The sequence below is a fragment of the Skermanella aerolata KACC 11604 genome (genome assembly GCF_000936425.1).
GTDB lineage: Bacteria > Pseudomonadota > Alphaproteobacteria > Azospirillales > Azospirillaceae > Skermanella > Skermanella aerolata.
In genome coordinates this window covers 63,506-76,861 of the sequence record NZ_AVFK01000006.1, presented here as the reverse complement: position 1 = coordinate 76,861, position 13,356 = coordinate 63,506, and the positions used below count along the sequence as shown (strand labels likewise).

General features: G+C 67.5%; 10 protein-coding genes. 8 read left to right on the top strand and 2 right to left on the bottom strand.

The window, feature by feature from the left end; genetic code table 11:
- Positions 1-3: 3 nt before the first annotated feature.
- The 8 genes from N826_RS09725 (at position 4) to N826_RS09690 (ending at position 11,600) form a co-directional block, all read left to right on the top strand.
- Positions 4-1,023 (top strand): ABC transporter ATP-binding protein, encoded by a 1,020-nt coding sequence (locus N826_RS09725; protein ID WP_044428107.1) that lies wholly within the window; start codon positions 4-6, stop codon positions 1,021-1,023.
- A gap of 117 nt (positions 1,024-1,140) precedes the next feature.
- Entirely contained in the window at positions 1,141-3,192 is a 2,052-nt protein-coding gene (locus N826_RS09720) for a hydantoinase/oxoprolinase family protein (protein ID WP_044428106.1), read from the top strand.
- Between the two features lie 2 nt (positions 3,193-3,194).
- The gene (locus N826_RS09715) at positions 3,195-4,847 is read left to right on the top strand and encodes a hydantoinase B/oxoprolinase family protein (RefSeq protein ID WP_044428104.1); all 1,653 of its coding nucleotides are present in this window, start codon (positions 3,195-3,197) and stop codon (positions 4,845-4,847) included.
- A 31-nt stretch (positions 4,848-4,878) separates the two neighbouring features.
- On the top strand, positions 4,879-6,423 hold the full coding sequence (locus N826_RS09710) for an ABC transporter substrate-binding protein (protein WP_044428103.1): 1,545 nt from the start codon (positions 4,879-4,881) through the stop codon (positions 6,421-6,423).
- A gap of 42 nt (positions 6,424-6,465) precedes the next feature.
- Positions 6,466-7,416, top strand: a complete 951-nt coding sequence (locus tag N826_RS09705; protein ID WP_044428100.1) for an ABC transporter permease — start codon at positions 6,466-6,468, stop codon at positions 7,414-7,416.
- Positions 7,413-9,242 (top strand): dipeptide/oligopeptide/nickel ABC transporter permease/ATP-binding protein, encoded by a 1,830-nt coding sequence (locus tag N826_RS09700; RefSeq protein WP_044428099.1) that lies wholly within the window; start codon positions 7,413-7,415, stop codon positions 9,240-9,242. Before N826_RS09705 ends, N826_RS09700 begins: the two co-directional genes overlap by 4 nt.
- Positions 9,243-9,256: 14 nt before the next feature.
- Positions 9,257-10,228, top strand: coding sequence for an ABC transporter ATP-binding protein (locus tag N826_RS09695; RefSeq protein WP_044428502.1), 972 nt, complete (start codon positions 9,257-9,259; stop codon positions 10,226-10,228).
- A 55-nt stretch (positions 10,229-10,283) separates the two neighbouring features.
- Entirely contained in the window at positions 10,284-11,600 is a 1,317-nt protein-coding gene (locus N826_RS09690) for an NAD(P)/FAD-dependent oxidoreductase (protein WP_044428096.1), read from the top strand.
- A gap of 41 nt (positions 11,601-11,641) precedes the next feature.
- On the opposite strand, the gene N826_RS09685 is transcribed toward N826_RS09690, so the two are convergent.
- Both N826_RS09685 and N826_RS09680 read right to left on the bottom strand, forming a co-directional pair.
- Entirely contained in the window at positions 11,642-12,352 is a 711-nt protein-coding gene (locus N826_RS09685) for an SDR family NAD(P)-dependent oxidoreductase (RefSeq protein ID WP_044428093.1), read from the bottom strand.
- Complete coding sequence (locus N826_RS09680) at positions 12,349-13,356, bottom strand: Gfo/Idh/MocA family protein (protein ID WP_044428500.1); 1,008 nt, start codon at positions 13,354-13,356, stop codon at positions 12,349-12,351. Before N826_RS09680 ends, N826_RS09685 begins: the two co-directional genes overlap by 4 nt.

Below are 13,356 nucleotides of genomic sequence, written 5' to 3'. Positions count from 1 at the left end.
ACTATGACCATCGCGATGGACGACCAGCACGGCCCGATCCTGGATGTGCAGAAACTGAGCAAGACCTATTCCGTCGGCGGCGGGCTGTTCGGCCGCAGCCGACAGTCGGTTAGGGCCATTGATGACGTCTCCTTCCAGATCCGCCGGGGCGAAGTGCTGGGGCTGGTCGGCGAGTCCGGGTCGGGCAAGAGCACGCTGGGCCGGACGGTGCTTCAACTGACGGAGCCGACCTCCGGCAGCGTCCTGTTCAACGGCGTCGACCTGACCCGGCTGAACCGCCGCCAGTTGAAGCCGCTGCGGCCGAAGATGCAGTTGATCTTCCAGGACCCCTTCGCCTCCCTCAACCCGCGCATGACGGTCGGCCGCATCCTGGGCGCTCCCTTCCAGATCCAGAAGCTGCGGCTGTCCAGGGCGGAGCGGGACGAGCGCGTCGTGGCGGCGCTGGGGGCGGTAGGATTGACCGAACACCACTTGGACCGTTACCCGCACGAGTTCTCAGGCGGCCAGCGCCAGCGGATCGGCATCGCCCGCTCGCTGGTGATGGAGCCGGAGTTCCTGGTCGCGGACGAGCCTGTCTCGGCGCTGGACGTGTCGATCCAGGCGCAGATCGTCAACCTGCTGCTGGAGATCAAGCGCAAGCTCGACCTGACCATCCTGTTCATCACCCACGATCTGGCGGTGGTCGGCCATATCTCCGACCGGGTCGCGGTGATGTATCTGGGCCGCATCGTGGAACTGGCGGACACCCGCGCCGTATTCTCGGCGCCGCGCCATCCCTATACCGAGGCGCTGTTCTCCGCGATCCCGACGCTGGACCCGACGGTCAAGCGCAACCGCATCCTTCTGAAAGGCGATATCCCCAGCCCGCTCGATCCACCGTCGGGCTGCGCCTTCCGGACCCGCTGCCGCTATGCCCTGCCGGCCTGCGCCGAAGCGGTCCCGCCGCTGCGGGAGGTAGGGCAGGGCCACCTGTCGGCCTGCATCCGCGAAGACCTGAACCTCGCGGCGCCGCTGGCCGCATAAGCGTCGCTCTGCCGGGATCGGCATAGCTGTTATCGGCATAACTGTTATCGGAGGACAGACAGTTCCGCCTGGTCACCCCTGCCGCTAGCCTTCATCCAACGACAGGGGGTTTACAGAATGGCTTGGCGTATCGGTGTCGATTCCGGTGGTACCTTTACCGATGTCTGCTTGTTCGACGATGCGACGGAACGTGTCGAGGTCTGGAAAGTGCCCTCGACGCCGGACGACCCATCCCGCGGGATCGCGGCGGGGGTCGAGGAAGGCATTGCCCAGGTCGGGGCCGATGCCGGGGACATCGCCTATTTCGGGCACGGCACGACGGTCGGCACCAACGCGCTGATCCAGCATCGCGGCGTCCGCACCGGCCTGATCACATCAGACGGTTTCCGCGACCTGCTGGAGATCGGCCGCCAGAAGCGGCCCGACCTCTACGATCTGCAAGCCGACAAACCGGAGATGCTGGTCAGCCGGGAGATGCGGATCGAGGTGCCGGAGCGGGTCCGCTACGACGGCTCGGTGGAAACGCCGCTCGACGAGGAAGCGGTACGCGTTGCAGCCCGGCAGTTGCGGGCTTCGGGAGCCAAGGCGGTCGCGGTCTCCTTCCTCTACAGCTTCGTGCGCGGCGACCATGAGGCGACCGTGCGCCGCATCGTGGAGGAGGAGTTCCCCGAGGCGTTCATCTGCACATCCCATGAAGTGGCGCCGGAGTTCCGCGAGTACGAACGGATGTCCACCGCCGTCGTCAACGCCTATCTCGGCCCCGTCATGCACGGCTATATCGAGCGTCTGGCGAAGCGCCTGGACGAGCTGGGCGTCAAGCCGAAGCCGCATCTAACGCAGAGCAACGGCGGCGTCATCAGCTTCAAGGCCGCCGCAGAGCTGCCGGTTCGCACCGTGCTGTCCGGCCCCAGCACCGGCGTCGTCGCCGCCCAGGTAATCGGGCAGGTGGCCGGCTTCCCCAACCTGATTACCTTCGACATGGGCGGCACCAGCAGCGACGTCGCCTTGCTGGCGAACGGCCAGTGCCGGCTGGCGAGCGAGGCTGTCGTCCACGGCTATCCGATCAAGGCCCCCATGCTCGACATCCATACCGTGGGTGCGGGCGGCGGCTCCATCGCCTATGTCGACAGCGGCGGTCTGCTGAAGGTCGGACCGCGCAGCGCCGGGGCCGATCCGGGACCGGTCTGCTACGGCAGGGGCAACGAGGAACCGACCGTCACCGACGCCAACGTCGTGCTCCAGACGCTCAACCCGACGCATCTGCTGGGGGGCCGCATGGCCGTCCGCCAGGATCTGGCGAAGGCCGCCATCGGTCGGCTGGCCGAGAAGCTGGGCATGGACACGATGGCGACCGCCCAGGGCATACTGTCCGTCGTCACCGCCAACATGGCGAAGGCGATCCGGGTCATCAGCGTCCAGCGCGGCCACGATCCGCGCGACTATACCCTGATGGCGTTCGGCGGTGCCGGGCCACTCCACGCGGCGCGTCTGGCGCGCGAGCTGGACATGACGCGCATCCTGGTGCCGCGCAATCCCGGCATCCTCTGCGCCATGGGCCTGCTGCTGACCGATCTTAGGGCCGATTTCGCGGTCACCCGCCTAACCGTGGTGGGAGCCGAAGCCGTCGGCGGCATCGAAGCGGCCTTCCAGGGATTGAGCGAGCGGGCGGACGAATGGTTCGCGGGGGAGGCGGTGCCGGCAGGCTCCCGCCAGCTCACCCGGACGGTCGATATGCGCTACGCCGGGCAGAACTACGAGCTGGCGGTGGCCCTGCCCGACGGACCCGTCACCCCTGCCACGCTGGACGCCTTGGTCGAGGGCTTCGAGGCCGCGCATAAGCGGATGTACGGCTTCATCGCGGAAGGCGAGGCGATCCAGATCGTGACGTTCCGGGTCGAGGCGACCGGACTGGTCGCCAAGGCCTCGTTCAAGCCCCGTCCCGATGCCGGTCCGGATGCTTCCGGCGCCATCATCGGCAGGCGCGATGTCTGGCTGCCCGAGGCCAACGGCATGGTGTCCTGCCCGATCTATGACCGGTCGAAGCTGGACGCCGGCAACAGGATCGTGGGTCCGGCGATCGTCGAGCAGATGGACGCCACCACCGTCGTCCTGCCGGGGATGGCGGCCCATGTCGAACCCTACCTCAACCTTGTCCTGGAATCGCTATGAGCATGCCCGTCCCCAGTGCCGAGGCAACCATGTCGGTTGACCCGATCACCGTCGAAGTCATCGGCAGCGCCTTTTCCTCGATTGCGGAGGAGATGGGCGAAGCGCTGGTCCGCGCCAGCTATTCCACCAACATCAAGGAACGGCGCGACTGCTCGACGGCGCTGTTCGACATCCGGGGCAACACGCTGTGCCAGGCCGAGCACATCCCGATGCATCTCGGCAGCTTCATCGGCATCATCCCGCACATCATGCGGCGAAACCCGCTGTCGGAGATCAAGCCCGGCGACATCTTCATCGGCAACGACGCCTTCGAGGGCGGCGGAACGCATCTGCCCGACATCGTGCTGGCCGAGCCGATCTTCTTCGAGGGCGAGATCACCGGCTGGGCGGTCAATACCGCCCACCACGCCGATTTCGCCGACCGGGGCCATGCCCACATCTACCAGGAAGGCCTGCGCATCCCGCCGATCCGGCTGTACCGGCAAGGCGAGTTGCAGGCCGACGTGCAGGAATTGATCCTGCTGAACTGTCAGGTTCCGCGCGAGCGGCTGTCCGACCTCCGCGCCCAGGTGGCGGCCAACCGGCTCGGCGTCCAGCGGATGACGGACCTGTGCGCCAAGTACGGGCGCGACACGGTGCTGGCGGCGGGCGAGGCGCTTCAGGACTATGCCGAGCGCAAGATGCGGGCCGGCATCGCCGCGATCCCCGACGGCGTCTATCGCTTCACCGACATGTTCGACAACCCGGAGATCGATGACGAGCTTGAGTTCTCGGTCGAGATCACGGTCGCGGGCGACACCATGAAGCTGCATTTCGACAGCCCGCCGCAGGTCCGCGCCGGCCTCAACATGGTCTACACGGCGCTGCTCTCGACCGTCTACTACGCCGTCAAGACGGTGGTCGATCCGACCATCTTGCCCAACGCCGGTCTGGCCCGCCCGCTGGAGGTCACGGCCAAGGAAGGCACCATCCTGAACTGCTCGCACCCTGCGGCGGTCAACGGCAGGATCGCCGCCTGCCAGCGGGTCGTGGACCTGATCCACGGCGCGCTGGCGCAGGCAGTGCCGGAGCGGCTGACGGCGGCCGGCAACGGCGCTTGCGCTTCCGCCAGCTTCATCGGCGTCGATCCCAGGACCGGCGGCACCTGGGTCTATCTGGAGACCATCGGCGGCGGCTTCGGCGCGCGGGCGACCAAGGACGGCCTGGACGGCGTCCATATCCACATGACCAACACCTCCAACCTGCCATGCGAGGCGCTGGAGTTGGAATACCCGCTGACGCTGCTGCGCTACGAGTTGGTGGACGGTTCCGGCGGGGCAGGGACCACGCGTGGCGGCATGGGGCTTCGGCGGGTCTACCGGGCGGAGGCCGAGTGCCGGGTCCAGATGGACGGTGGACGCATGAAGTCATCGCCCTGGGGTCTCGCCGGCGGCCACGAGGGTGGCAGGGGCGATTGCCGGTTCAGCGCCGGCGTCGAGCCGTTCGACCATGGCTCCGGCCTGCTGCGGGCCGGCGACATCATCGAGATCATCACGCCGGGCGCCGGCGGCTACGGACCGCCCGAACGGCGCGACCGTGATTTGGTGGCAAGGGATCTGGCGGACCGCCGGATCAGTCCCAGGGAAGCGCGCGACGTCTACAAGTTCGCCGGTTGAATCCGATCCAGTCAAAGAAAAGAGGTGCATCATGCGGATATCCCGTCGCGGGTTCCTGGTTGTGGGAGCGAGCCTGCCGCTCGCCGGATTTGCCGGCAAGGTCATGGGCCAGACTTCCTCCGGCTCGTCCGGCAAGGGCGGCAACCTGACGATCGGCCTGTCGTCATATCCGCCGAACCTCCAGCCCTGGGTCAATGCCGGCTCAGCCGCCGGGACCATGGCGGCGCTCATCCACCGGGGCCTGCTGTCGTTCTCGGCGGATGGCCAGATCCAGGGTGAACTGGCTGAAAGCTGGGAACGCGACGGCGATACCGGCTGGGTGTTCCACCTGCGGCAGGCGAAGTTCCAGAACGGCTCGCCGGTCCGCGCCGAGGACATCAAGTGGAACCTGGAACAGGTCGCGGACGCTAAATCCACCGCCTATATGCGCAGCCAGTTCCAGGGGGTGGAGCGGATCGAGACGCCGGACGAACGCACCGTCCGGCTTATCATGAAGCAGCCGACCGTCGCCGTCCCGGACTGGCTGGCGACATACTTCATGCCGATGGTGGCGCCGGGCACGCTCAGCCGCGACAGCTTCGCGGTCGGGGCCGGTCCCTTCAAGCTGAAGAAGCTGGAGCGCGGCGTCTCGATCGACCTCGAAGCGTTCGAGGGTTTCTACAAGCCGGGAATGCCGAAGTTCGAAACCGTCCGGGTCGTGGCATATCCGGACGAGAACCTGCGGGTAGCGGCCTTGCAGTCCGGCGACGTCGATCTGATCGACTACGTCCCCTGGGCCGCCATGAGCCAGATCGAGCAGGACAAGAACCTGCGGCTTGACACCACGCTCGGGCCTTACATGTACCTGACCTTCAACGGCAGGACGGGGCCGTTCGCCGACGCCCGTGTCCGCCGGGCGGTGGCGCTGGCAATCAAGCGCGACGACATCGTGCAGAGCGCCTTCTTCGGCCGGGGCGCGCCGCTGGAAGGGCTGCCGCTTCAGGAAGGCACGCCGTATTACGACGCGGCGCGGGCGCATGGCTGGCGGCGCGACCTGGATGCCGCCAAGGCGCTGCTGGCGGAGGCAGGATTGAGCGGCGGCTTCTCCTGTACGCTGCTGTCCACGGCGCAGTACGGCATGCATAAGAACACCGCCGAAGTGGTCCAGCAGAATTTGGCCGATCTCAATATCGTGGTGAACCTGCACATGCCGGACTGGGCGACCAGGGTGGCGCTGGGCAATCGCGGGCAATACGAGTTCGCGGTCAACGGCACCGCGATGGAGAGCACCGATCCCGACAACCTGTCGTCCGTGCTCGACGATACGGCGGCCCCGTCGTTCATCCGCAGCACCGGCATCACGGTACCCGGTCTCTCGGCTTTGCTTCATCAGGGCCGGGCGGAGTTCGATACCAAAAAGCGCCGCGCCATCTATGCCAAGGTCGAGGATCTGGTCCTGCAACAAGCGCCGTTCGTCGGCCTCGCATGGCGGTCGCAGGGATACGCGATGAAGGCCAACCTTCAGGGCTTCACCAATATCCCCGGTCCGCTGTCGTTCTACTCGGCCACCACCTTGGAGAACGCTTCCCTGGCCTGAACCGCACTCGGGAACGGAGGTCGATGGAACGGAGGTCGATGCATGGAATGGTTTGTGAAGCGTCTCGGCATCTCGGTGCTGCTGGTCTGGCTGGTCGCCACCATCGTCTTCCTGGCGATATATCTGGTGCCCGGCGACCCGGCGGAACTTCTGCTGTCGCAGGGAGGGGCGGCACCCGATCCCGCCATCGTCGAGGATCTGCGCGACCAGCTCGGCCTGAACCGGCCGGTGCTGGAGCAGTACCTTCACAGCATGGCGGGCCTGCTGCGGGGGGATCTCGGATACTCCATGATGGATGGAGCGCCGATAGCAGGAGAGATCGCGACACGCCTGCCGCGCACGTTGGAACTGATAGGGGCAGCCGCCCTGATCAGCGTCCTGGTCGGCGTCTCGACCGGGACGCTGGCGGCGGTCGGCGCCGGCGGAGCCTTCGACCGGATCGCCTCGGCGCTGGCCGGGCTGGGCTTGGCGGTGCCGGTCTTCGTGGTCGGCACGGTGGCGATCCTGGTGTTCGCCCAGTCGCTTCGGCTGGTGCCCGCGGGCGGCTTCGTCCCGTTCTCCCAGGACCCTGCGCAGCATCTGATCCTGCTGCTGATGCCGGCGGGGACCATCGCGGTCGGCCTCTCGGCGACCATGTTCCGGGTGACGCGGAGCGCCGTGCTTGAAGTGACGCTGCGCGACTATGTCCGGACGGCGCGGGCCAAGGGGTTGTCGTTCCGGCGCATCCTGACGCGGCACATCCTGCGGAACGCGCTGATCCCCGTCGTCACCGTCCTGGCGCTCAACCTGGGAACGCTGCTGGGCGGCACCGTGCTGGTCGAATACGTCTTCAACTGGCCGGGACTGTCGGGGCTGCTGGTCGATGCGGTCAACGGGCGCGACTATCCGGCCGTGGTCGGCGTCGTGCTGGTGATCTCCATCCTGTTCGTCACCCTCAACTTTGTCGTCGATGTCCTCTACGCGGTGCTCGACCCTCGGGTGAGGCACGGATGAGGCGGCTGCCCTGGCTTCCCATCGTCGCCGTCGGCCTGATCGTGCTGGCCGCACTGGCCGCCCCTGTCATCGGGCTGGCCGATCCGGTCGCGATGGACGTGGCGCACCGGCTGGCGGGACCCTCGGCGGCCCATCCCCTGGGTCAGGACGAGTATGGCCGGGACGTCCTGTCGCGCCTGATCTGGGGTGCTAGGACCTCGCTCGGCATCGCCTTCGCCGCCGCCGCCATAGCCTGCGTCATCGGCACGATCCTGGGTCTGGTCGGCGGCTATGTCAGGGGTGTTGCGGAACTGCTGGCCGTCCGGTCGATGGACGTGGTCCTGTGCTTCCCGCCGCTGCTGCTGGCGCTGCTGGTGGTGACGCTGCTGGGACCGGGGGCGAGCACGCTGATCCCGGTGCTGGCCATCGTCTATCTGCCCAGTTTCACCCGCGTCGCCTATGCCGGCGTGTTGTCGGTGCGCGGCCATGAATACGTCACGGCGATGAAGGTGCTGGGGGCGGGACGATTGCGGATCATGACGCGGACGATCCTGCCCAACATCGCCGGCCCCGTCCTGGTCCAGTTCAGTCTGGCAGCGGCATCCGCTGTGGTCCTGGAATCCGGGCTGTCGTTCCTGGGGCTAGGCGTGGTCCCTCCGGCCCCAAGCTGGGGGCTGATGATCGGGGCGGCACGCGGCACGATGGTCCAGGCGCCGCTCCTGCTGCTGTGGCCCTGTCTGGCGCTAACGGTGACCATCCTGGCGATGAACGCGCTGTGCGACGGCCTGCGCGACGTGCTCGATCCCCATCCGGCTGCACGGCGCGCTTCCTGGTTCTCGCGGTTCCGCCGCGTCGCGGCTCCAGTTGTACCGGAACCGGCCGAGCCGGGCACCGTGCTGGACGTGCGGGGACTGACTGTCGCCATCGGCGACCCTGGGGACGGCAAGCTGGCGGTGCGGGACGTCTCGTTCCATGTCCGTGAAGGCGAGACGCTGGCGATCGTCGGCGAGAGCGGGTCCGGCAAGTCGCTGATGAGCCTGTCGGCCATCGGCATGGTGCCAGCCGGCGTGGAAGTCTCCGGCGGCACCGCCACGATGGAGGGCAAGGACCTGCTGGCCTTGCCGGCGGCTGAGTTGCGGAAGCTGCTTGGCGACAGGATGGCGATGATCTTCCAGGACCCCGGCAGCAGCCTGAACCCGGTCCACCGCGTCGGGTCCCAGATCGCGGAGGCGATCCGTGCCCATCGCCCGGTCTCCCGCCGGGCCGCCACGACCCAGGCGGTGACGCTGCTCCGCAACGTCGGCATCCCTGACCCGGAGCGCAGGGCCAAGGCGTTCCCCCACGAGTTGTCCGGCGGCATGCGGCAGCGGGTGATGATCGCGATGGCGATCGCCAACGGTCCACGCCTGCTGGTCGCGGACGAGCCGACGACTGCGCTGGACGTCACCATCCAGGCCCAAGTGCTGGATCTGCTGGCCTCCCTGAAGCGCGACAGCGGGTTGGGGTTGCTGTTCATCACCCACAGCCTGCCGGTGGTGGCGGAGATCGCCGACCGGGTCGCCGTCATGTACGCGGGCGAGATCCTGGAGGAAGGGCCAACGGCCGAGATCTTCGCCGATCCTCGCCACCCCTATACGGCTGCCCTGCTGCGCAGTGCGCCGAAGGACGACGGACCGGCTCCCGAAGGCATCCCAGGGACCGTGCCGGTGCCAGGCGACCTGCCGGCCGGCTGCGTGTTCGCCCCGCGCTGCGACAAGAGCATCGATACCTGTGTCAAGACCCGGCCGCCGCTGTTCGACATCGGTCCTGGCCGGGCATCCCGTTGCATCCGGTGGGCATCCCTATGACGGACGGTCTTTCCATGACGAACAGTCTGATCGAAGGCCGCAACATGAGCCGGTCGTTCCACGGCGGCGGGTTCTTCCGCCGAAGCCGCTCGATCCAGGCGGTCAGCGACGTCTCGATCTCGCTGTCGCGCGGCGAGGCGGTCGGGCTGGTAGGAGAGAGCGGGTCGGGCAAGAGCACGATCGGCAGGCTGATGCTGGGGCTGATGGACCTCAGCGCCGGGCGGATCACGTTCGACGGCGACGACCTCGCCACTCTCGACGACAAGCGCCGAAGGGCGCTCCGCCGCCGCATGCAGATGGTCTTCCAGGACCCCTATTCCAGCCTCGACCCTCGGCGGACGGTGGGCTCGCAGGTGGAGGACGGGCTTGCCATCCACAACATCGTGCCGAAGGACCAGCGCCGCGAGCGGGTGGTGGAACTGCTGGGGCGAGTAGGGCTGGAGCCGCACCATGCCGACCGGACGCCGCGTCAGTTCAGCGGCGGCCAGCGCCAGCGCGTCGCCATCGCGCGGGCGCTGGCGACCGATCCGGACTTCCTGGTCGCGGACGAACCGGTATCGGCGCTGGACGTCTCGGTCCAGGCGCAGGTCATGGCGCTGCTCGCCGATCTGCGCGCCAGGATGGGTCTGGCGATGCTGTTCATCAGCCACGACCTGCCGGTGGTGCGCCACCTGTGCGACCGCGTCGTCGTGCTCTATCTCGGCCGGGTGATGGAGGAAGGACCGGTCGAAGCCGTCTTCTCCGCCCCGCATCATCCCTATACCCGAGCACTGCTGTCGGCGGCGCCCAGCCTCCACGCCGCATCCCGGCGCGAGCGCGTCGTGCTGCGCGGCGAACCGCCCAGCCCCGCCAACCCTCCCTCCGGCTGCGTCTTCCGGACCCGCTGCCCCAGCGCGATCGAGGCCTGCGCCGGAGTGGTTCCGGCGCTCGAAGCGCGGGGTGACCCCGCTCACCGCGTCGCCTGCATCCGGCACGACATCGGCTGACCGGTTCCGACCAAGTTCTTCCGCTTTCCGGCATAATCGAGGAAATCGCCAAATCATGGCACCCCGTATCGATCAAATCGAAACAGATCAGGTCATTCCCAAGCGCGTTGATGTCGTGATCATCGGCGGCGGCATCGTCGGCGTCTGCACCGCGATGTTCCTGGCAGAGAAGGGCGTCTCGGTGGCGCTCTGCGAGAAAGGGCATATCGCCGGCGAGCAATCCAGCCGCAACTGGGGTTGGTGCCGCAAGATGGGCCGCGATGTCGCCGAAATCCCGCTGGCGATCGAGAGCCTGCGGTTCTGGGAGCAAATGAACACGCGGGTCGAAGGCGAGACCGGCTTCCGCAAGGAAGGCGTGGTCTACCTGTGCGAAACCCAGGACGACATCGCCCGCCACGAGGAATGGCTGGAGCACGCCCGGCCCTACCAGCTCGATAGCCATCTGCTCAGCCCCGACGCGGTCGACAAGCTGCTGCCCGGTTCCGCCCGCAAGTGGAAGGGAGCGCTCTACACGCCCAGCGACGGCCGCGCCGAGCCGCAGAAGGCGGCCCCCGCCATCGCCGCCGCCGCCCGCCGGATGGGCGCTTATATCCTGACCGGCTGCGCCGTGCGCGGGATCGAGACATCGGCCGGCAAAGTGTCGGGCGCCGTGACGGAGAAGGGGACGATCGCCTGCGATACCGTCGTGGTGGCGGGGGGAGCGTGGTCGCGGCTGTTCCTCGGCAACATTGGGGTGACGTTCCCGCAGCTCAAGATCCTGGGATCGGTGATGCGGACCAAGCCACTCGACGGCGTGCCGTCGCAGGCGGTCGGCGCTTCCGACTTCGCGTTCCGCCGCAGGCTGGACGGCGGCTATACGGTGGCGCAACGCGGCGCCAACGTCGCTCCGATCGTGCCCGACAGCTTCCGCCTGTTCTTCGACTTCCTGCCGGCCTTGCGGAAGCAGTGGCACGAGCTTCGGCTAAGGGTCAACGGCCGCTTCATCGAGGAATGGCAGATCCCGAAGCGCTGGACATTGGACCAGAAGACGCCGTTCGAAACAGTCCGCGTGCTCGACCCGGCGCCGGTGGACTCGATTCTGGAGGAAGCCAAGGTCAACCTCGCCCGCAACTTCCCCGCCTTCCGGAACATGGAAATTGTGGAAAGCTGGGGCGGACTGGTCGACGTGATGCCGGACGCCGTCCCCGTAATCTCCCACGTCCCTGGCGTGCCCGGTCTGGTGATCGCCAGCGGCATGTCCGGCCACGGCTTCGGCCTGGGGCCGGGGACCGGCCGTATGGCGGCCGATCTGGTGACGGGAGACGTCCCGATCGCCGACCCGACCCCCTTCCGCTACGAACGCTTCCTGCGCGGGACGACGAAGGCGGCTTGAAGAGGCTAAGGCCCGCTTGTTAGCGGGCCGCTCGGCCTTTTTTAGAACATCTCCTCCAGCGTCGAGTTGATCGGGACTTCGGTGATGCTCGATGTATTGGGTAGGTCGAGGACGAAGGCGACGATGCGGGCGATGTCTTCGGGTTGGGTGATGTCCTCCGGCGGGCGGTCGGTTAGGGGTGCGGACATGTCGGTCGCGACATAGCCGGGGCAGATGGCGGTGGCGCGGATGCCCTGGTCCCAGCCGGCCTGACGGATCGAGTGGGTCAATGCCATGGCGGCGAACTTGCTGATGGCGTAGGTGCCGGACTTGGCGCTCTTCACCCGCTTGCCCGAGAGCGACGCGATGGTGATGACGCGTCCCTTGCCCGACGCCGTCAGCAAGGGCCATGCCGCCTGGACCAGCCGCATCGGCGATTTGACGTTGACCTGCATGAGTGCGTCGATATCGCTGTCGTCGGCTTCGATCACCGTCTTGGGGATCATGATGCCGGCATTGGCGATCACGGCGTCGATCCGGCCGAAGCGTTCGGCCGTCGCCTCGGTCCAAGCCTTTTCCGAAGCCGGATCGGTGGCGTCGAAGCGATGGACCAGGGTGTCGGCACCGCCGGGGACCTGTGTCAGTTTCGCCGGATCACGCACGCCGAGGCTGAGCGACCAGCCGGACTCGGCGAGCTTGAGTGCGACGGCAAGGCCGATGCCGCGATTGGCACCGGAGATCAGGGCGACGCGGCGGGTGGTGTTGACAGTCATGGCTGCTCCCAGGCGCCGGCCTTGGCCGAGCGGAAAAAGGCGTCGATCACGCGCATGTTGAGGACGGCGTCGCCGATCGAGTGCGGCAGTTCCTCCTGGCCCAGCACGACGCGGGAGAAGGCGTCGCCCTGGAGCGTGTACTGGTCGCAGGGCGGAAACTCCTCGACCTCGATGCCGCTGCCGGCCAGATCGGTGCCGTCGTCGATTAGCAGGCGCGTCGCTTGAGCGGGTGTGGGATTGAAGGGGATCTGGACCTCGATCCGTCCCTTGGTGCCGCTGATCGTCACCCGCTGATGCGGAACGAGCTGGGTGGCGCAGGAGAAGGTCAGGTGCCGGTTGCCGGGGAACTCGGCCAGTCCGCTGGTCAGCCGGTCGGTCAGCATCACGGGATCGCGGTCGATCAGGCCCACGACGCGCTCCGGTTCCGCGCCGAAGATGTAGCGCGCCGTCGAGATGGCGTAGCAGCCGATGTCGTACAGCGCGCCGCCTCCGATATCGGCCTTGTTGCGGACGTTGTCCGGATCGGTCAGGTAGTAGGAAAAGAAGGTCTGGATTGCGCGAACCTCGCCGATCCTGCCGCTCGCGGCGATCTCGCGGGCACGCCGCCATTGCGGATGGTGGCGCACCATGAAGGCTTCGGCCACGACGAGGCCGGTGCGGGCCTGCGCCTCGGTGATCTCGGCGGCTTCTGCTGCCGACAGGGCAACCGGCTTTTCACAGAGCACGTGCTTGCCCGCTTCCAGCGCCTTGAGGGTCCAGGGCACGTGGAGGTGGTTGGGCAGGGCGTTGTAGACGGCCTGGATGTCCGGGTCGGCCAGCAGCTCCTCGTAGCTGCCGTAGGATTTGGGAATGCCAAGGGACGCCGCCGTTTCGGCCGCCTTGACGGCGTCGCGCGACGCGATGGCGTCGATGCGGCTCAGTGTGCCGCGCTGCATGGCGGGGATCACCTTCTCGCGCGCGATCTTGGCGGTGCTCAGGACGCCCCACGAAACTGTCTGGCTCAA